Raw genomic sequence first — 17,909 nt, 5'->3', positions numbered from 1 at the left:
CCGTGAGGCTGGTCCTGCGGGGCGGGCCATGCCACGGCACCTTGAAACAGGAGATAGACCATGAACATCGGAGAAGCCTCCAAGGCATCTCGTATCTCGGCCAAGATGATTCGCTATTACGAGCAGATCGGGCTGATACCCCCGGCGAATCGCTGCGAAGCGGGCTACCGCGTCTATGGCGGTCCCGACATCCTGCGGCTGCACTTCATCCGCGGCGCGCGCGACTTCGGCTTTTCGGCGTACGAGATAAAGGACCTGCTGGACCTGTGGGCCGATCCATCGCGGCGCAGCGCGGACGTCAAGCGCGTGGCCGAGCAGCACATCGCGGCGTTGGAGCAGCGCATCGATGACATGCGGCAGGTGGCCTCGTCCCTGAAGGCGCTGACCAGATCCTGCGCAGGCGATCAGTCGCCGGCCTGTCCTATTCTGCAGGGACTGCAGCAGCCCGATAGCGGCAAGAGGGAACCCTCGCGGCGCACAGGCGCCGTACCGCGCAAGTACTACCCGCATGCGTGCGGCAAGACGAACGAAGTTGCGGGCCGCTGCGCCTGTCCGCACTGAAGGGAGGGCCGCCACCATGCCACAACTGACCGTGATCGCGCACGCCGAACTGGCCCCGGAGGGGGCGGTGTTGCAGGTGCCTGCGGGCACGTCGATCTGCGAAGCCCTGCTGGACCACGGCATTGCCATCGAGCACGCCTGCGAGCAGGTCGGCGCCTGCACGACCTGCCACTGCATCGTGCGCCAGGGATTCGGCTCCTTGAACGACGTCGAGGAGCAGGAGGAAGACATGCTGGACCGGGCCTGGGGGCTGCAGGCGCAATCGCGCCTGAGCTGCCAGGCCATCGTGGGGCGGGAGGATCTGACCGTGGAGCTTCCCCGCTACACGATCAATCACGCCAAGAAGGGCCGGTGACCCTCCGAGGAGGCTGGCGCGGGGCTTGCGTCCGTGGGAGGGCCGCAATCCATCGGCCTTGCCGACGGATTGCGGCGGCGTGTCATCCCTTGCCTGGCGGGTAGCCCGCCTGGCGCAGTGCGGTGGCGATCTGCTCCTCGGTGGCGCTGGTCTGCACCTCCACCCCACGGGTCAGCGGGTCCGTGGCCACCCTGGCATCCGGATCGACGGTCTTGATGGCCTTGGTCACGGAACGGGCGCAGCCGCCACAGGTCATGTCTTCAAGAAAAAACTGCATGAAAAACTCCTTGGGGGTTGAAGGTCCATGCAGTCTGGGCATTGCTACGGTGGGAAGGTCAAGTCCCTCAAGCTGGATTTCCCTGTCGGTACAAACACTGGAGCCTTGGCGCTTGCATGACTTTGCGAGACCGCCTCCCCGTAAGCTGGCGCGGGCGCGGACCCCGGCGAGACCTGCTGGACGCTGCAGCGCAGCAAAACTTGTCCCGACCGGGACAGCTTGCACCGCCAACGGCATGGCGCTGCCGGTCAAGCCTTCCTAGAATGGAAAAAGCACGTCCGTACTATTTGCTTAAACCTCAGGAGACATTGCATGACGGCTGAATACAAGGTCGACGGCTCGGTTGCCGTGATCACGCTCAACAATCCCCCCGTCAACGGCCTGGGCCTTTCCACGCGCCGCGGCATCGTCGAGGGGCTGGACAAGGCTTACGCCGACCCGGCCATCAAGGCCATCGTCATCACGGGTGCCGGCAAGGCCTTCTCGGGCGGTGCCGATATCAACGAGTTCGGCAAGGAAGAGGCGTATCGCGAGCCGCACCTGGTCTCGCTGATCAACTCCCTGGACCAGGGCAGCAAGCCCGTGGTGGCCGCCATCCACACCGTCTGCATGGGCGGTGGGCTGGAGCTGGCGCTGGGCTGCAACTACCGCGTGGCCGCTCCCGGCACCCTGGTGGCCCTGCCTGAAGTCAAGCTGGGCCTGCTGCCCGGTGCAGGCGGCACGCAGCGCCTGCCGCGCGTGCTGGGCGTGGAGACCGCGCTGAACATGATTGTCAGCGGCGAACCCGTCAAGAGCGAGCTGCTGGCCTCCATCCCCGGCCAGAAGCTGTTCGACAAGATGGCCGCTTCGCCCGAGTCCCTGCTGGACGAGGCCAAGGCGTTTGCGCTGGAAGTGGCCGACAAGCGTCCGCTGCCGCGCGTGCGCGACCTGCCCTGCAAGCATCCCCAGGGCGACGCCTACTTCCAGTTCGCGCGCAACATGGTCAAGGGCATGGCCAAGAACTACCCGGCCCCGGCCCGCTGCGTGGACACGGTGGAGAACGCCGCGCGCAAGAAGTTCGACGAGGGCATGGCCCTGGAGCGCGAAGCCTTCATGCAACTGATGTGGTCGCCCGAGTCGCGCGCGCTGCGCCACCTGTTCATGGCCGAGCGCGCGGCCTCCAAGATCGCCGACGTGCCTTCGGACACGGCTGTGCGCGACATCAAGACCGTGGGCGTCATCGGTGCCGGCACCATGGGCGGCGGCATCTCCATGAACTTCCTGAACGCGGGCATCCCCGTGACCATCCTGGAGACCAAGCAGGAAGCGCTGGACCGTGGCGTGGCCACCATCCGCAAGAACTACGAAGCCCAGGTCAAGAAGGGCAAGCTCACCCAGGAAAAGTACGACCAGCGCATGGCGCTGCTGAGCACCACGCTGTCGTATGACGCGCTCAAGAACGCCGACCTCATCATCGAGGCGGTGTTCGAGGAGCTGGGCGTCAAGGAAACCGTGTTCAAGCAGCTGGACGAGGTTGCCAAGCCTGGCGCCATCCTGGCCTCCAACACCTCCACGCTGGACGTGGACAAGATCGCCGCCTTCACCAAGCGCCCGCAGGACGTGGTGGGCATGCACTTCTTCAGCCCCGCCAACGTGATGAAGCTGCTGGAAGTGGTGCGCGGCAAGCACACCGCCAAGGACGTGCTGGCCACCGTGATGAAGCTGGCCAAGAAGATCAAGAAGACCGCCGTGGTCTCTGGCGTGTGCGACGGCTTCATCGGCAACCGCATGATCGAGCAGTACTCGCGCCAGGCCGGCTTCCTGCTGGACGAAGGCGCCACGCCCGCCCAGGTGGACAAGGCCATCGAGAAGTTCGGTTTCGCCATGGGCCCGTTCCGCATGGGCGATCTGGCCGGCAACGACATCGGCTGGGCCATCCGCAAGCGCCGCGCCATCGAGCGCGCCGACATGAAGTACAGCCGCACGGCCGACAAGCTGTGCGAGCTGGGCCGCTTCGGCCAGAAGACCGGCGCGGGCTGGTACGACTACCAGGCGGGCAAGCGCGACGCCATCCCGTCCGAGCTGGTCAACCAGATGATCGAGTCCCACCGCAAGGAGCTGGGCATCACCCCGCGCAAGATCTCCGATGAGGAAATCGTCCAGCGCCTGGTCTTCGCCCTGGTCAACGAAGGCGCCCACATCCTGGAAGACGGCATCGCCGGCAAGTCGGGCGATATCGACATGGTCTACCTGACCGGCTATGGCTTCCCCATCTGGCGCGGCGGCCCCATGCACTACGCGGGTGAGGTCGGGCTGTTCAACGTGGTCCAGGCCATGAACCGCTTCGCCAAGAACCCCAACGACGACGCCGATTTCTGGCAGCCGGCCCCGCTGCTGGCGAAGCTGGCGGCCGAAGGCAAGCAATTCAGCTGAGACGTGCGGCGCACGAACTTTTTGCGAACCACCGCAAACCCGCCATACAAGGAATATCCATGACATCCGCCGTGATCGTTTCCACCGCCCGCACGCCCCTGGCCAAAAGCTGGAAGGGCTCCTTCAACATGACCCATGGCGCCACGCTGGGCGGCCATGCCGTGCAGCACGCCGTGCAGCGCGCAGGCGTCGACCCTGCCGCCGTCGATGACGTGATCATGGGCTGCGCCAACCCCGAAGGCGCCACCGGCATGAACATTGCGCGCCAGATCGCGCTCAAGGCCGGCCTGCCCATCACCGCATCGGGCATGACCATCAACCGCTTCTGCTCCTCGGGCCTGCAGACCATTGCCACCGCATCGCAGCGCATCATCGCGGGCGAGGGCGATGTCTACGTGGCCGGCGGCGTGGAGTCCATCTCCTGCGTGCAGCAGGAAATGAACCTGCACATGATCCAGGACCTGGCCCTGGCCAAGCAAAAGCCCGAGATCTACTGGAGCATGCTGCAGACCGCCGAACAGGTCGCCAAGCGCTACGGCATCGGCCGTGACGCCATGGACGAGTACGGCGCCGCCAGCCAGCAAAAGGCCTGCGCGGCCCAGGCGGCCGGCCTGCTGGACGCCGAGATCGCCCCCATCACCGTGACCATGGGCGTGGCCGACAAGGTGCGCGGCCTGATCACCAAGGAAGTGACCTGCAGCAAGGACGAGGGCGTGCGCGAAGGCACGACCAAGGAAGGCATCTCGGGCATCCGCCCCGCGCTGCCTGGCGGCGTGATCTCGGCTGGCAATGCCAGCCAGTTCTCCGATGGCGCAGGCGCCTGCGTGGTGGTCAGCGAGGACTATGCATCGCGCAACAACCTCAAGCCTCTTGGCCGCTTCCTGGGCTTTGCCGTGGCCGGCTGCGAGCCCGACGAAATGGGCATCGGCCCCGTCTTCGCCGTGCCCAAGGTGCTCAAGAAGCTGGGCCTGACGGTGCAGGACATCGACCTGTGGGAGCTCAATGAAGCCTTTGCCGTGCAGGTGCTGTACTGCCGCGACAAGCTGGGCATCCCCAACGATCGCCTCAATGTCAACGGCGGCGCCATCGCCCTGGGCCATCCCTATGGCGTGTCGGGCCAGCGCCTGACGGGCCACGCCCTGATCGAAGGCAAGCGCCGCGGTGCCAAGCGTGTCTGCGTGACCATGTGCATCGGCGGCGGCATGGGTGCCGCCGGCGTGTTCGAAGTGCTGTAAGTGCAGGTGGCGGCTGCGGCCGCCACCGCCTGTTCCCGTTACTCCTGTTGGCCGCACGCGCTCCCTCTGGCGGCGCCTGCGGCTTCTTTTTTGATTCCGGACATCACCATGCGCCTGCGTTCCACCATCGATTTCCTGCTCTATGAATGGCTGCGCGCCGATGCGCTGGGCGAGCGCGAGCGCTTTGCCGACCATTCGCGCGACACCTTCGATGCCGTGCTCGACACCTGCGAGCGCATCGCCCGCGAGAAATACGCTCCCTTCAACCGCACCGTGGATACGCAGGAGCCGCAGTTCGACGGCGAGAAAGTCATCCTGCCCCAGTGCACCCACGATGCGCGCCAGGCCTATGCCGACTCGGGCATGCTCAGCGCTGCCCAGGACTACGACATCGGCGGCATGCAGCTGCCCTATACGGTGGAGGCGGCAGCCAACAGCTTCTTCGCGGCGGCCTCCATCAGCATCGGCTCCAACATGCTGACCTCGGGCAATGCCAACGCCATCATGGCCCACGGCACGGACATGCAAAAACAGGTCTTCGCCACCAATGAGTTCAATGGCCGCTGGGCCGGCACCATGTGCCTGTCCGAGCCCCAGGCCGGCTCGTCACTGAGCGACATTGCCACCCGTGCCGAGCCCGATGGCGCCGATTTCGAGAGCGATGCGCTGGGTCCGCGCTACCGCCTCAAGGGCAACAAGATGTGGATCAGCGCGGGCGACCATGAGCTGACCGAGAACATCGTCCATCTGGTGCTGGCCAAGATCCCCGGTCCCGATGGCAAGCCCGTGCCCGGCGTGCGGGGCATCTCGCTTTTCATCGTGCCCAAGAAGCTCGTGGACACCGAAGGCCAACTCACCGGCGAGCGCAACGACGTCGCCCTTGCCGGCCTCAACCACAAGCTGGGCTGGCGCGGCACCACCAACACGCTGCTGAACTTCGGGGAAGGCCGCTTTCCCGTGCGCGGCGGTGCCGGGGCCGTGGGCTACCTGGTCGGCAAGCCCGGCGAGGGCCTCAAATGCATGTTCCACATGATGAACGAGGCCCGCATCTCCATCGGTATGGCCGCCACCATGCTGGGCCTGGCCGGCTACCACGCCAGCCTGGACTACGCGCAGAACCGCCCGCAGGGCCGGCCGATCAAGGGGGCGCCGGGTGCCGCCGGCAAGGATGCCACGCGCCCCCAGTCGCGCATCATCGAGCACGCCGACGTCAAGCGCATGCTGCTGGCGCAGAAGTCCTATTGCGAAGGCGCGCTGGCGCTGAACCTGTTCTGCGCACGCCTGATCGATGAGCAGCACACCGGCACGCCCGAATCCGTGGCCGAGGCCCGGCTGCTGCTGGAAGTGCTGACCCCCATCTCCAAGAGCTGGCCCAGCGAGTTCTGCCTGGAGGCCAACTCCCTGGCCATACAGATCCATGGCGGCTACGGCTACACGCGCGACTTTCCCGTGGAGCAATACTGGCGCGACAACCGCCTGAACATGATCCATGAAGGCACGCACGGCATACAGGCCATGGACCTGCTGGGCCGCAAGGTGCTCATGGAGGGCGGCAAGGGCCTGCAACTGCTGGCCACGCGCATCAACGACACCATCCAGCGCGCCATGGCCCGGCCCGAACTGGCCGGCCATGCCAATGAACTGGCCAAGGCCCTGCAGGAAGTCGGCGCCACCACCAAGGCCGCATGGGCCACCGACGACCCGCAACAGGCCCTGGCCAATGCCGTGCCCTACATGCAGGCCTTCGGCCACACGGTACTGGCCTGGACCTGGCTGGACGTGTCCCTGGCTGTACTCGCCAAGGACGCCGCCCTGGCCGAACCCGCCAACGCTGGTCGCATGGCCGCCATGCGCTACTTCTTCCGTTATGAACTGCCCCGGATAGGCGCCTGGCTCAAGGTCGTGCGTGAGCGCGACATGACTTGCGCGCAGATGAGTGAAGAGGCGTTCTGAGGGAGTTGGCAGCACGGCTGCCGGAGGATGCAAAAAAGCGCGGACCATGTGGTCTGCGCTTTTTTTATTTCAGGGATTTTCAAGGTTGCTGGAGAGCCTGGCCTGCTCTTTGACCCATTCCCTGGTTTTTCCGCGAACGCACCATTCTGGGTTTTTGACCCAGTCTGTGAAATAAATGGTTGGGTGATCCCTTAGGATGCTGCAATTGGTATATCCAAGCTTTGGCATTGCATAGTACTGCAATGGAATTAATATAATAAATGAAATGGCTATGCTTGCAAAATTAATGGAAAGCATAACTATCAAAATGCGCTCCATAATTTTTAGCACTCTTTCTTTGCAAGGAATTGCATTCGCGATCATCGTTAATAAGAGTATCGCTGGTGTTGGAAGTGAAGAGATTAATAGTGGTGTGATTGGGACTATTTTTACAATTGCTTCATTGTTATGAAGGTCACTAATATTTGGAAACGTATCATTAATGCAAATGAGAACATTGGCAATGAATATGAGGATTAGGAATGGAATTCACCATATGGAGTTTCTTCTGTTTGTGATTGTGCGATTTTTCATCTTCTTTAATTGTTTTTATTTTTGTCTGGATTTGACTCGCCAATATGTATCGGCTTGATTGAGCGCAAAGCCGGTGATGAGTACGGCTACAGCCGTGGCAAAGAGCGGCATCACTGCCACGGTCGTCATTCCAGCGGTTATGGTGGCCGCCACTATCCCAGCAAGTGTTCCCGGTCCTGCTTTCACGGCCTCTACCCCAATCCCGGCCACAAGATCATGAATGGTCTTCTCGTCATTGAAGATGAAGTCCAGTGTCTCTATGCCGGTGCCCACCATCAGGCTCAGAAGAAATCCGCCCTTGGCCACATTCTGCAGACCGCGAATGCCCAGGCCCATCTGGACCATGCGTGGATTGGCGGCAAGAAATCGCGTGCCTTGCCGCAGTTGGCGACGAAGTCAAAAGCGGCTAGTGATAGCGAAAAGGAATTCTGCGCAAGCCGGCAAAGAATCTGCCTGAAAAGAGGGGAATAAAGGTCGCAGACCAAGCAGTCTTCACTTTTCTATCTCATGGATCAATTTCAGAACTGCCGGTCAGCAGGGCCTGATCCTTGACCCATTCTCTGGATTTTCCGCGAACGCACCATTCGGCGTTTTTGACCCAGTCTGTGAAATATATGGTGGGATGCCCTTCCAGGATATTGCAGCGTGTATAGCCAAGTTTGGGCATTGCATAGTATTGCAAAGGAGTTATGAGTGCAAGGCAAGAAGCCATGATCATTAATCCTGCCAGCATGGTTGCGTTAAAGGTGCGTTCGGTTACCTTTAAAATTGATGTTTTGCATGGTATTGCCTTAGATAATGAGGAAATTAGACCGACTGCCAATATTACGGGAAAATATGCTACGACTGGTGCGCCGGGTGTTATTCTTATTGATGCTGATAGTTCAATGAGATCTTTGATATCATTAAATATTGCATGCTTAATGTACCAAATGCAAAGAATAAAAATGAAAACATTTAATGGAATGCCCCATATCAAGGTTTTCCTTATTTTTTTTGCGTCCAACATTTTCTTAATTAGTTTTTACGATTTGTGCGGCACATAAATTCATTTTTGAAAATTTCTGTGGAACAGTTGTTAAATTTATACTCTATCTGCTGATAAGGTTTCTGATTATCAAAATTGAGTTTGTCGATATTTATCCGATATATGCCTTGAGGTATGCTACTGGTGGAAATGCGCAGCATATTGATCACACGTTGTTTGATTTTCAAATCATCGTCTATTTGATTCAAGATGATTCCTGTGACAAGTACGGCCACTGCCACAGCAGCCAAAGGAAGAATTGCAAGGGACGTTGCCGTTGCAAGCTTTATTCCCAAGCCAAGGCCCACCATCGTCGCCAATCCCGCCTTGACCGCCTCCACTCCAATTCCCCCCACCAGATCATGCATGGTCTTCTCATCATTGAAGATGAAGTCCAGTGTCTCTATCCCGGTGCCCACCACCAGGCTCAGAAGAAACCCGCCCTTGGCCACATTCTGCAGACCGCGAATGCCCAGGCCCATCTGGACCATGCGTGGATTGGCGGCAAGGAATCGCGTGCCTTGCAGCAACTGGCGGCGAAGTCCCGCGTAGCCCGTGATGATGATATAGGTGCCTGTGGCGGTTGTCTTGATATAGGAGCGGGCACCGGCCAAGCCCAATGCAATCAGCGTTTTGGTGATCAGGTACGCGTCGCTGACCATCAGAGAGGCGGGGGCGACCCAGGGTTTGCCTGCATTCGGGCTGGCGGTCTGTGTCCAGTATTGCCCAAGCGCACTATGTGCCAGGATGGCATGCAGCGTGGCCGCCAGGCGAGGATTGTTACGCGCCTTGTCGCTCAGTATGTCTGCGTATTCCTGTGGCGTGAGCACAATGGCATCGATCTGTTTTTGCTCCATTTGGCGAGCAAGCATGTCGGCATAGCCGATCTGATAGAAGGTGGCGGCAATGGAGGCTGGCATGGTGTATGGAGACGCTGGATCAGGAGCGGAATCGAGAATTCCAGCCAATGCGCCTTGATCAATAAAGGCAATTTGACGGGAATGATTGGTTGCAAGCAGGCGAATAATCCGCTGTCAGTGTCCAAGCGGGTTTCTGATGTTTGCTGTGTGAAGAGTCCTCATTTGATTTCATGGCCTGCACGAGGTCAATCAAAGAAGTCGCCCACAGATCATTTTCAGAATTGTCCTTAGGACAATTCCTAAAATCAGGTTTGAAATGCCAGGTGAATAGAGATGCTGCCAATGAGCGTTTGGTCCCAGGCAGCGCCATTCGCCATGGGCGGTATTCACGGGGCACAAGCGCAGGCCGCCCGGCTCGGCCACGGGCATTTGCGGGTGAAGGATGCGGGGAGAGGTGGTCCGTACCGCCGCTGCGCTTGCGGGCAGGCTGTTGGACCGGGGTATGGGCTACGGTCTCACCGTGCTGAATGCTTGCAAACGAGGACTCAGGGACCGGGTGTCAGCGCATCGGAAGCCGTGCAGGCGCTGAAGGCCGCCTGCCGGAGGGTGCATGCCTCAAAGATCCAGTCCGAGATAACGCGTGCCCGGCACGGGATTGAAGCTCACCGGTTCCGCATCCACAAAACCCAGGTTTTCATACAGCCGCTGCGCAGCCTGGAACTCGGGCAGCACGTCCAGGCAGATGCGGGTGTAGCCTGCGTGGCGCGCGGTGTCCAGGATGCCTTCCACCAGGCGGCGTCCCAGGTTCTCGCCGCGTACCGTGGGGCGCACGTAGACGCGCTTCATTTCGCCTGTCTGCGCATCCACCTGGCGCAGGGCGGCGCAGCCCACGGGCTTGCCGTCTTTCCAGGCCAGCAGCACGCAGCCCTCGGGTGCGGCGTACTTGCCGGGCAGGGCGGCGAACTCGGTCTCGAAGTCCTGGAAGTCCAGGCTCACGGTGGGACTGGCCACGTACTCCCGGAAGATGCGGACCACGGCGTCGAGGTCTTCGGGAAAGTGGGCGGGGCGTATATCGGTCATGGGTGGCAAGGGGTCAAGCCCTGTTCAAGGGCGCTGCTCAGTTGGAATGAAAGCGCACAAGGATAGAGCAAGACGCCTGGGCCGCCGCCGATCCGCTACAGCATGGGCACCACGCCCAAGCACAGGTCATCGTCGTGTGCCAGGCGGGCAACGGGATAGCCCGCAACTCACTCCTTCGGGGGAACCTGTTCAGGGCGTTCGCACCTGCCGGTCTGCCTGGAGATCTGTGCTTCAGCTTTCAGGCATTTGTCTTTCTCCACTTGGTTCAGGATCAGCGGCGCCAGCCACGCTGCCAGCAAGGCAAGCGCCAAGGGCTGCACGCCAAGCACCCACAGCATCCACTTCGCCTCACGCCGGAAATGCCCGGAGATTCCTGCGTTGGGCGATGCGGGATCTTTCATGGCGATGGCTCCGCTCAACTGCACAAGCGCAGATTGGTGCGCGCAGCCTTGAGCATGGGCAGCACCACATCGGCATCGGTGGGCGGATAGGCCTCGCGCAGTTCCTGATCCGTCTTGCCGGCTTCCTCGGCCAGCGGGGCCAGGGTCTGGCGGCAGGCGGCTGCGTCGCCCGAGCGAAGCTGCGCCAGCGCCAGGTCGTTGCGCAGCCAGCCCTTGGTAACCCCGGTCAGCACCTCATCGCAGTCCTGCAGCACCGGCGCCAGCGTGGTCAGCGCCAGGCGGTAGTCCTTGGCGTCGTACGCTCGCTTGAAGTTTCTGCGCGATGCGGCAATGGCCTTGTCCGTGCAGCCGGGTGTGGGCCGAAGGTAATCGCCACCGAACCAGGCCCGCATGCCGCAGAAGTCCCGGCATGCCTCGGCGGTGGCCGTTTCGACCCCGACGCGCTGACCTGCAGGCGTGAAGTCCACGGCGCAGGCCGAATTCGCCATCCTGGCCCGGCCGTTGGTGATGGTGCCTTCCAATTCGCAGGTATGACCATTGGCGCCCACGGTCTGGATGTGGAACTTGCCGCCAGCCTGCACCACCAGATCGCCGCCCCCGCCTTTGCGGACATAGGTGCCTGGCGCTGGTGTGGTTTGCTGTGCACTGGCTATGCCGATGTGGCAGGCAAGAACCAAGGACGGCAGGCGAAGCAGGTGGACGGCGAGTTTCATGGGCAGGGGCTTGGGAGTTGCGGTGTAGATGGTCGGCGCCGGAATTGCAGCGAGTGTATCGATGAAGACCAATGGTCTTGGCAACGCCGTTTGTCTGGTGACCGTTTGGTGCGGCGCACAGTTACATTGCTCCTCCATAAAGCCTTGGCCATTCATGGAAACCACAAAGCACATCAATCCAGACCACTATCTGGAAACCGAACAAGGTCGCCTGTTCACCCCGGAACGCAGTGCTGCCGCATGGGAGTTGGCGTACCGGGACTTGGACAAAGCACTGTCTGTCAGCTCGCCCGCGACCAAGCTCTATGTGGTGGTGGGGGTGCAAGCTGCAGGCAAGAGCAGCTGGATTCAACAGAACGCCGAAGCGTTGGGTGGTGATGCGGTGTTCTTTGATGCCGCCCTTCCGAAGACGGTGCATCGTGAGCGTGCCATTCAGATCGCCAGATCTCATGGCGTGCCCGTAGTCTGTATTTGGCTCAAAGCCGATTTGCAGACCGCCTTGCGGAGGAACACGCAGCGGCGAGCCGATCACCAAGTGCCGGAGCAGGCCATTCGCAGCGTGTTTGCCATGTTCGAGCCGCCGAGTGAGCAGGAAGGGTTCGCGGTAATCCATATCGATGACACCGAGCCGGCCCCAGGGGGCTCCATCCAGCCCATGGGGCCGCGCCAGTTCCCGTCCCTTCAGGATCTCGACCAGCAGGTGATTGTGGGCTGGCGAGCTTGCGAGATGGCGTTGGCCGAAGGCGGCCGCTGGGATATGGATGAATCAGGTCGGCAGCACTGGGTACCTGGCGAAGCAGTCTGGAGCCATCCGCAGGTGCCCTATCTCCAGTTCATCGAGATTTGGATCCAACTGGTGGACGGACGTGTCTGGTCAATGCTTTCCCATATCGAGGATGGCAGCGGGTTTCACGGCCTGTACCTTGTGACTCCAGAGGCGCCTGAGTCGGGTCCCGGCGTGCCTGCATCCATTGGTTACCGTGACCGACTGCTGGCTGAGTTGCCCTTGGGCCTTGTGCGGATAAAAGACATGCGCCGGGACGCAGATGGCTTTGTCGTGGAGATGTGCATGCACATCGGCCAGAAAGTGGTTCGGTTGCTGTCAGGGGAGGTCTATGAGCGGGGTCAGGGCCTGTTTGAAGTCATAGAGCTTGATGAATCGATACTCGTCCAGATAGAAAGCTAGATGCAGCCAAGCATTGGGCAGCAACCGCTGATGCGCCTTTTGCCGTCGGTATGTCCTGATGTGGAAAGCGCGCAGAGACAGGCTCCTCACAACGCCAGATGCAAAGCCTCCCCCGTCCCCTGCGCAGGCACCGCACAGCAGATCAGGGCCTCGCCCGCCGGCACGGCGAAGGAGGGCGGGGATGCATAGGTCACGCCGCCTTCCAGCACGCGAGCACGGCAGTCGCCGCAGCTGCCACCCCGGCAGCCGAAGGCGGGTTCCAGCCCCCTGGCCTCGGCCACTTCGAGGAGGCTGCTGTCGCCGGGCTTCCAGCGCGCTTCCTTGGCCGAGTCGGCAAAGATGATGCGGACAGGCTGTGTGGCGGGTGCAGGCAGTTCGGCGGCGGGGGCTGCACCGGCCATGGATCGCTTCAGCGCCGAGGGACCGAAGGCTTCTGCGTGGATGCGCTCGTCGGGCACATTGCGTTCGCGCAGGCCGTCATAGGTGGCCTGCATGAAGGCGTCCGGGCCGCAGAGGTAGAAGTCGTAGTCGTCCCAGGGCAGGGTGGCTTTCAACAGGGCCATGTCGATGTGGCCTTCGTGGTCGTAGTCGCGGCCGGCCTTTGCCGTGCCGGGCTGGCTGAGCGTTCGCACCCAGTGCACCTCGGCATTGCCGGCCTTCACCAGTTCGGCAATCTCCGTGTCAAAGGCCCGTTCGCTGCGCGTGCGAGCCGCCTGGAACAGCCAGGTGGGCCGCAGGCTGCGGGTGCGCCGGCCTTCGTGGACGATGTGGCGCAGCATGGCCAGCAAGGGCGTGATGCCTATGCCCGCGGCCAGCAGCACGGCGGGGCGGCGCAGGGCCGCATCGGCGGTGAAGCTGCCAGCGGGCGGGCGGGCCTCGACCAGATCGCCTTGCTTCAGGCCATGCAGATGGCTGGATGCGCGGCCTTGCCTCTTGACGCTGATGCGCAAGCGCCCGTCCGAAGGCGCCAGCGACAGCGTATAGGTGCGCTGCAGATGGCTGCCGTCCGCCAGCGTGAGGCGCAGCGGCAGGTGCTGGCCGGCCAGGGGAGCCACAGCGGCCATGCCATCGGCCGGCTCCAGGTAGAGCGAGCGGATGGTGGAACTCTCATCCACGACCTGCGCCACCCGAAACGGCCGCCACTGCCGCCCCAGCCGGGCGGCGGCCAGGCGCTGGCTGGCATCGGCCCAGCTTCCGGTCATCTGCAGGTGGGGCGACCAGCCATCGGCCGCCATGCTCCAGCGCAGCGGCAGGGCGTCGGGCCGGCGCACGATGCGGCGGGGCTTGAAGGTCCACAGGCGCTCGGCGCCCTCGAAAGCGGTGATTTCCGGGGAGTCGAGGATGACGCTGGCCTCGCCCGTCATCTGCAGCATTTCCCCGGTTTCGGAGTCGATGAACAGCAGGCCTGCCTTGGGATTGACCAGGAAGTTGCCCAGGGTCATGAAGAACAGGTTGCCCGAGAAGTCGGGGATGGTCAGCGTTCCATCAGCGTCGATCCGCACAAAGCCCGGCTTGCCGCCCCGGTGGGAGACATCGACCTGGCGCAGGCCATCCTCCCCATCAACGTAGGACGCCACGTAGAACGTGTCCGCCTGCGCAATCAGCTCCCGCGCGCGAGGGTCCAGCGATGCCAGTTCGACCGCCGGCACCTGCGTGGGCTCGTCCGCAGGCCGGACGAACCGGACGCTGCGGTTCTGGATATAGCGCGGGCAGTTGCCGAAGCTCTGGACCACGCCGATGTCGAAGGCGCCCGTCCCATCAACGCCTGTCTTGCGCCGCACGGTGCCGTTGAGCCGGTTGCGCCGGCGCGTCATGGGGTCCATGCCCAGCAGGCCCACGGCATGGCCATCGGCCAGGCCCGGCTCGGCCGGGTCGGCCGCATCGCGGCCCGCCGCCACATGCAGGGTCAGCGGGTCGGGAGAGTGCAGGAAGCCCGGCTCGCCTGCCCGTACCGTGGCCCAGGCGTCGCCTTGCGCATCCACGCTGCCCAGCACCACGAAATGCAGCAGAGGATAGAACTCGCGGTGCTGGTCCAGCAGGAAGGGCCGCAGGAACTTGCGTCCCGGCATGTCCATGCGGCCCACGACGCCAACGCTTTGCTGGATCGCCAGTTCGCCCGCATGCCAGGGCGAGGCGGGGTTTTGCAGGGGTTGCGGGTGCATGGTGCGCTCCTTTGCCGGGGGTTCAGGGGAGGTGTGGCTCAGGCACTCAGGCCCGCAGGCCGGCCGGCGTCTGGGCGAATGCCACGAAGCCCGGCAGCGCCTCGATGCGGCCGAGCCAGGCGCGCACTTCGCGGTAGGGCTGCAGGTCCACATTGCCCTCGGGCGCGCTGGCGATGTAGCTGTACAGGGCCACGTCGGCAATCGTGGGCGTGCTGCCGGTGAGGAAGGGGCGGGTGGTCAATTGCGCCTCGATCTTGCCGAGGATGGCGTGGGCGCGGGCTATCACTTCCTCGGCCTGGAAGGGGGCCTTGAACACCGTGACCAGCCGGGCCGCCGCCGGGCCGAAGGCAATGGGGCCGGCGGCGATGCTCAGCCATTTCTGGATCTCGGCCTCGGCCTGTGCGCCCAGAGGCATCCAGTCCTGGCGGTCCAGCTTGCGCGCCAGGTAGACCAGGATGGCGTTGGAGTCGGCAATCACCGTGCCGTTGTCGTCCAGCACCGGCACCTGGCCCAGCGGGTTCAGCGCCAGGAATTCGGGCTTCTTCTGCGCGCCGTTGGCCAGGTCCACATGGACCAGCTCATGCTCCACGCCCAGCAGGCCGAGGAAGAGGCGGGCGCGATGGGCGTGGCCGGACAGGGGAAAGTGGTAGAGCTTCATTGCGGTTCCTTGGGGTTGGTGAAGGCGCCGGTTGTCGGCGCCACGGGACGTATCCTCCTTCTCCGCCCGCATCTTTAGAATCCCTGGCGGCGGCAAGTCACTCTTGCGGGAACGCGAACAATGCGCCGGCGCAAACCTGGGCAGGCCTGCGCGGGCCGCCCGCAGCCGGGCAGACACACGACAAAGACAAGGCAGGCACAGATGGATCGCTTCCAGTCCATGACGGCATTTCTCGCGGTGGTGGACACGGGCGGCTTCGCCTCGGCCGCACGTCGGCTCAAGGTCTCGCCCTCGGTGGTGACGCGCGCGGTTTCCGACCTGGAAGAGCGCTTGGGCGTGCGCCTGCTCACGCGCACCACGCGCTTCGTGCGCGTGACCGAAGCCGGCATCGCCTATGCGGACAGCTGCCGCCGCATCCTGGCCGAGCTGGAAGAGGCCGACGAGCATGCCGCCAGCGCCCACGCCGCACCGCGCGGCCGGCTCACGCTCACGGCGCCGGTCAACTTCGGGCGCATGCACGTGCTGCCCGTGGTGCACGACTACCTGGGCCGGTTTCCCGAGGTGGACGTCAACTGCTGGTTTGTGGACCGCGTGGTCAGCCTGGTGGACGAGGGCGTGGACGTGGCCGTGCGCATCGGCGAGCTGCCCGACTCCTCGCTGCAGGCCATCCGCGTGGGCAGCGTGCGACAGGTGCTGTGTGCCTCGCCCGCATACCTGGCCAGCCACGGTGTGCCCCAGCGGCCCGAGGAGCTAGCGCAGCACACCACCATCACCGCATCCGGCCTCACCTCCACGCCCGAATGGCGGTTTCTCGAAGGCGACAAGGCCCTGGCCGTGCGCCTGCAGCCGCGCCTCATGTCCATGACCAACGAGGCTGCGGCAGACTGCGCCCTGGCCGGGCAAGGCATCACGCGCCTGCCGCTCTACCAGATCGCCAAGCCCGTGCAGGACGGCGCACTGCGCCTGGTGCTGGAGCCCTTCGAGCGGCCGCCGCTACCGATTCATGTGGTGCACCGGGAAGGGCGCCATGCCGCGCACCGCGTGCGGGCGTTCATCGACATGGCGGTGGATGCGCTGAGGGTGGCGGCGTTGAGGTGGTAGCGGCCAGTGCCTGGAAGCCATCTCCCGCGCATTGCAAACCATGTGCACCAGCGCCGAATCGCTGGATTGCGGCTTTGTCGATCAGGCCGAGGTCAGGCGCAGGGAGGCTGCGCAGGTGGCTCGGGAAATGACTTTGGGATTGGGCGCGTAGGCGGGCATGGCGTTTCTATTGGGAGAATCGGGTTGTTTCTCCTTGAAATAGATAGGCAAATGCCATTTCGTCGGAAGGCGGATTCTTCAAATTGAAGCGAGTGACATTCAGAACACCGTGCCAGCCCGCTGGATGTGAATAGCCATCAATCGCTGTCAATCCGACGGTCTGCCATTTTCCATGGTTGTGGAATTCGCCTTTCCCGTTGCGAACATGCCAGTTGACCTCTCTAACGCGCAGGCACTCGCTGCCCTTGGCTGTGCTGTCCTTGCACGGCACATGTTGTGCTTCGACTTCCAGAAGAATCGCCTGGCCATCGCTTCCGTACTTGGTTCTTGGCGTGGGCTCGCCCTGCAATTCCCAGCGGCTGCCATCGGCAAAGCGCAGTTGCAGATGGGGCGGTGCGTTGGCGATTGCCGTTGTCAATTGGTAGTGGAATTTCCTTGACAGCAAGTCACTTGCCCATTTTTGCAGCTCCATCAATGGCTCGGGACACCCGGCCATCGTGTAGATGCCGGGCTTGATCTGGAGGCTTCCATCGGCATCCATCTCATATTTCCAGTTCATGGAATTGCATATCTGTGTGCCGAAATCTCCATCTTTGGAGAACCACAGCTTTATTGAGGGGCTGTCTGGTGTTTTCCAATTCTTTTTCTCTTTGCCTACGGCATCGAAAGCCTGCTGCAGGTTCCACTCGTAGGCAGATAAATACTCCGCGTCCTTGTTTTGATGCGGTAGCGCACTTTGGCTGGCAATGTGTTCCATGCCGTGGCTTGCAGTGGACAAAAGTATGGCTGCCAGGAATTGAAGAAAAGCTTTCAATTGAAGCCCTCAAGGTGGTGACCAGAGAACCCGCTATCGCAGGGAAGATGCCTCGACCCAGACCGTCTGCCCCGGATGGTGTTCCTCAATGGTGGACACACCATCGTCGATCAAAACGCGGTCCTCCAGCGAGTAGGCAAAGCGGCTGAGGTTGGGCCATTGTCGGGCGGCGTAGTCGGCTTCGGAAATCGCGTCGCTGCCGCACCAGACGGCGTCGCTTTCGGTGGCGGCGAGAAGTGCCTGTGCCAAGCCGGTAGATGTGATCGCCAGGAAGATCATGGGCATGTGGTCCGGATGTTGATGGGTGGACAGTTTGCCTTCGATGGCCAGTCCGCCGAGCCTGCCTGGATCAAACAAAACTAGAATGATAGTCATTCTCGTT

General features: G+C 62.4%; 18 protein-coding genes and 1 pseudogene. 8 read left to right on the top strand and 11 right to left on the bottom strand.

Annotation, left to right across the window (positions count from 1 at the left end; translation table 11 throughout):
* The first annotated feature begins 60 nt into the window (after nucleotides 1-60).
* Together KDK82_RS12100 and fdx are read left to right on the top strand one after the other, a co-directional pair.
* Entirely contained in the window at nucleotides 61-561 is a 501-nt protein-coding gene (locus KDK82_RS12100) for a MerR family DNA-binding protein (protein WP_088165016.1), read from the top strand.
* A 16-nt stretch (nucleotides 562-577) separates the two neighbouring features.
* Nucleotides 578-916 carry an ISC system 2Fe-2S type ferredoxin gene (fdx, locus tag KDK82_RS12095; RefSeq protein WP_088165015.1) on the top strand — a complete coding sequence of 113 codons (339 nt, stop codon included), beginning with the start codon at nucleotides 578-580 and terminating at the stop codon, nucleotides 914-916.
* 82 nt (nucleotides 917-998) lie between these two features.
* On the opposite strand, the gene KDK82_RS12090 is transcribed toward fdx, so the two are convergent.
* Nucleotides 999-1,193 carry a heavy-metal-associated domain-containing protein gene (locus KDK82_RS12090; protein ID WP_034392696.1) on the bottom strand — a complete coding sequence of 65 codons (195 nt, stop codon included), beginning with the start codon at nucleotides 1,191-1,193 and terminating at the stop codon, nucleotides 999-1,001.
* Between the two features lie 312 nt (nucleotides 1,194-1,505).
* On the opposite strand from KDK82_RS12090, the gene KDK82_RS12085 reads away from it, so the two are divergent.
* The 4 genes from KDK82_RS12085 to KDK82_RS32765 all read left to right on the top strand — a co-directional run bounded on the left by KDK82_RS12085 (nucleotide 1,506) and on the right by KDK82_RS32765 (nucleotide 7,244).
* Complete coding sequence (locus KDK82_RS12085) at nucleotides 1,506-3,605, top strand: 3-hydroxyacyl-CoA dehydrogenase NAD-binding domain-containing protein (protein ID WP_088165014.1); 2,100 nt, start codon at nucleotides 1,506-1,508, stop codon at nucleotides 3,603-3,605.
* A gap of 59 nt (nucleotides 3,606-3,664) precedes the next feature.
* A complete protein-coding gene (locus tag KDK82_RS12080) occupies nucleotides 3,665-4,840 on the top strand; it encodes an acetyl-CoA C-acyltransferase (protein WP_013802768.1) in 1,176 nt (391 codons plus the stop codon).
* Nucleotides 4,841-4,948: 108 nt separating this feature from the next.
* Nucleotides 4,949-6,793, top strand: a complete 1,845-nt coding sequence (locus KDK82_RS12075; RefSeq protein WP_088165506.1) for an acyl-CoA dehydrogenase — start codon at nucleotides 4,949-4,951, stop codon at nucleotides 6,791-6,793.
* Nucleotides 6,794-7,058: 265 nt separating this feature from the next.
* A complete protein-coding gene (locus tag KDK82_RS32765) occupies nucleotides 7,059-7,244 on the top strand; it encodes a hypothetical protein (protein WP_179217897.1) in 186 nt (61 codons plus the stop codon).
* A gap of 27 nt (nucleotides 7,245-7,271) precedes the next feature.
* Here KDK82_RS32765 and KDK82_RS12065 read toward each other — a convergent pair.
* The 6 genes and pseudogenes from KDK82_RS12065 to KDK82_RS12040 all read right to left on the bottom strand — a co-directional run.
* Nucleotides 7,272-7,744: pseudogene (locus tag KDK82_RS12065) on the bottom strand (hypothetical protein); the annotation flags it as partial.
* Nucleotides 7,745-7,871: 127 nt separating this feature from the next.
* A complete protein-coding gene (locus KDK82_RS33180) occupies nucleotides 7,872-8,375 on the bottom strand; it encodes a hypothetical protein (protein WP_256974466.1) in 504 nt (167 codons plus the stop codon).
* A gap of 8 nt (nucleotides 8,376-8,383) precedes the next feature.
* A complete protein-coding gene (locus KDK82_RS12055; protein WP_088165013.1) occupies nucleotides 8,384-9,313 on the bottom strand; it encodes a hypothetical protein in 930 nt (309 codons plus the stop codon).
* A gap of 555 nt (nucleotides 9,314-9,868) precedes the next feature.
* Nucleotides 9,869-10,333, bottom strand: coding sequence for a GNAT family N-acetyltransferase (locus KDK82_RS12050; protein ID WP_088165012.1), 465 nt, complete (start codon nucleotides 10,331-10,333; stop codon nucleotides 9,869-9,871).
* A 167-nt stretch (nucleotides 10,334-10,500) separates the two neighbouring features.
* Nucleotides 10,501-10,734 carry a hypothetical protein gene (locus tag KDK82_RS12045; RefSeq protein WP_088165503.1) on the bottom strand — a complete coding sequence of 78 codons (234 nt, stop codon included), beginning with the start codon at nucleotides 10,732-10,734 and terminating at the stop codon, nucleotides 10,501-10,503.
* 14 nt (nucleotides 10,735-10,748) lie between these two features.
* Complete coding sequence (locus tag KDK82_RS12040) at nucleotides 10,749-11,447, bottom strand: hypothetical protein (RefSeq protein WP_088165011.1); 699 nt, start codon at nucleotides 11,445-11,447, stop codon at nucleotides 10,749-10,751.
* A 154-nt stretch (nucleotides 11,448-11,601) separates the two neighbouring features.
* On the opposite strand from KDK82_RS12040, the gene KDK82_RS12035 reads away from it, so the two are divergent.
* On the top strand, nucleotides 11,602-12,633 hold the full coding sequence (locus KDK82_RS12035) for an AAA family ATPase (RefSeq protein WP_088165010.1): 1,032 nt from the start codon (nucleotides 11,602-11,604) through the stop codon (nucleotides 12,631-12,633).
* A gap of 86 nt (nucleotides 12,634-12,719) precedes the next feature.
* Here KDK82_RS12035 and KDK82_RS12030 read toward each other — a convergent pair whose 3' ends face one another.
* Nucleotides 12,720-14,795 carry a pyridoxamine 5'-phosphate oxidase family protein gene (locus tag KDK82_RS12030; protein ID WP_088165009.1) on the bottom strand — a complete coding sequence of 692 codons (2,076 nt, stop codon included), beginning with the start codon at nucleotides 14,793-14,795 and terminating at the stop codon, nucleotides 12,720-12,722.
* Nucleotides 14,796-14,841: 46 nt separating this feature from the next.
* On the bottom strand, nucleotides 14,842-15,453 hold the full coding sequence (locus KDK82_RS12025) for a glutathione S-transferase family protein (RefSeq protein WP_088165008.1): 612 nt from the start codon (nucleotides 15,451-15,453) through the stop codon (nucleotides 14,842-14,844).
* 201 nt (nucleotides 15,454-15,654) lie between these two features.
* Here KDK82_RS12025 and KDK82_RS12020 point away from each other — a divergent pair, with 201 nt between their 5' ends.
* Nucleotides 15,655-16,554, top strand: a complete 900-nt coding sequence (locus KDK82_RS12020; RefSeq protein ID WP_088165007.1) for a LysR family transcriptional regulator — start codon at nucleotides 15,655-15,657, stop codon at nucleotides 16,552-16,554.
* A 166-nt stretch (nucleotides 16,555-16,720) separates the two neighbouring features.
* On the opposite strand, the gene KDK82_RS12015 is transcribed toward KDK82_RS12020, so the two are convergent.
* Nucleotides 16,721-17,470 (bottom strand): META domain-containing protein, encoded by a 750-nt coding sequence (locus KDK82_RS12015; protein ID WP_088165006.1) that lies wholly within the window; start codon nucleotides 17,468-17,470, stop codon nucleotides 16,721-16,723.
* A 90-nt stretch (nucleotides 17,471-17,560) separates the two neighbouring features.
* Complete coding sequence (locus KDK82_RS12010; RefSeq protein WP_256974465.1) at nucleotides 17,561-17,902, bottom strand: hypothetical protein; 342 nt, start codon at nucleotides 17,900-17,902, stop codon at nucleotides 17,561-17,563.
* Between the last annotated feature and the right edge of the window lie 7 nt (nucleotides 17,903-17,909).

Source organism: Delftia sp. K82 (assembly GCF_002193035.1).
Lineage (GTDB): Bacteria > Pseudomonadota > Gammaproteobacteria > Burkholderiales > Burkholderiaceae_C > Comamonas > Comamonas acidovorans.
This window is presented reverse-complemented; position numbering and strand designations above follow the sequence as displayed.

What these genes read in the sequence shown, in the direction of transcription:
- KDK82_RS12100 (WP_088165016.1), top strand. Translation starts at nt 61, where the DNA reads ATGAACATCGGAGAAGCCTCCAAGGCATCTCGTATCTCGGCCAAGATG.
- fdx (WP_088165015.1), top strand. Translation starts at nt 578, where the DNA reads ATGCCACAACTGACCGTGATCGCGCACGCCGAACTGGCCCCGGAGGGG.
- KDK82_RS12090 (WP_034392696.1), bottom strand. Translation starts at nt 1,193, where the DNA reads ATGCAGTTTTTTCTTGAAGACATGACCTGTGGCGGCTGCGCCCGTTCC.
- KDK82_RS12085 (WP_088165014.1), top strand. Translation starts at nt 1,506, where the DNA reads ATGACGGCTGAATACAAGGTCGACGGCTCGGTTGCCGTGATCACGCTC.
- KDK82_RS12080 (WP_013802768.1), top strand. Translation starts at nt 3,665, where the DNA reads ATGACATCCGCCGTGATCGTTTCCACCGCCCGCACGCCCCTGGCCAAA.
- KDK82_RS12075 (WP_088165506.1), top strand. Translation starts at nt 4,949, where the DNA reads ATGCGCCTGCGTTCCACCATCGATTTCCTGCTCTATGAATGGCTGCGC.
- KDK82_RS32765 (WP_179217897.1), top strand. Translation starts at nt 7,059, where the DNA reads ATGGCTATGCTTGCAAAATTAATGGAAAGCATAACTATCAAAATGCGC.
- KDK82_RS33180 (WP_256974466.1), bottom strand. Translation starts at nt 8,375, where the DNA reads ATGTTGGACGCAAAAAAAATAAGGAAAACCTTGATATGGGGCATTCCA.
- KDK82_RS12055 (WP_088165013.1), bottom strand. Translation starts at nt 9,313, where the DNA reads ATGCCAGCCTCCATTGCCGCCACCTTCTATCAGATCGGCTATGCCGAC.
- KDK82_RS12050 (WP_088165012.1), bottom strand. Translation starts at nt 10,333, where the DNA reads ATGACCGATATACGCCCCGCCCACTTTCCCGAAGACCTCGACGCCGTG.
- KDK82_RS12045 (WP_088165503.1), bottom strand. Translation starts at nt 10,734, where the DNA reads ATGAAAGATCCCGCATCGCCCAACGCAGGAATCTCCGGGCATTTCCGG.
- KDK82_RS12040 (WP_088165011.1), bottom strand. Translation starts at nt 11,447, where the DNA reads ATGAAACTCGCCGTCCACCTGCTTCGCCTGCCGTCCTTGGTTCTTGCC.
- KDK82_RS12035 (WP_088165010.1), top strand. Translation starts at nt 11,602, where the DNA reads ATGGAAACCACAAAGCACATCAATCCAGACCACTATCTGGAAACCGAA.
- KDK82_RS12030 (WP_088165009.1), bottom strand. Translation starts at nt 14,795, where the DNA reads ATGCACCCGCAACCCCTGCAAAACCCCGCCTCGCCCTGGCATGCGGGC.
- KDK82_RS12025 (WP_088165008.1), bottom strand. Translation starts at nt 15,453, where the DNA reads ATGAAGCTCTACCACTTTCCCCTGTCCGGCCACGCCCATCGCGCCCGC.
- KDK82_RS12020 (WP_088165007.1), top strand. Translation starts at nt 15,655, where the DNA reads ATGGATCGCTTCCAGTCCATGACGGCATTTCTCGCGGTGGTGGACACG.
- KDK82_RS12015 (WP_088165006.1), bottom strand. Translation starts at nt 17,470, where the DNA reads ATGGAACACATTGCCAGCCAAAGTGCGCTACCGCATCAAAACAAGGAC.
- KDK82_RS12010 (WP_256974465.1), bottom strand. Translation starts at nt 17,902, where the DNA reads ATGACTATCATTCTAGTTTTGTTTGATCCAGGCAGGCTCGGCGGACTG.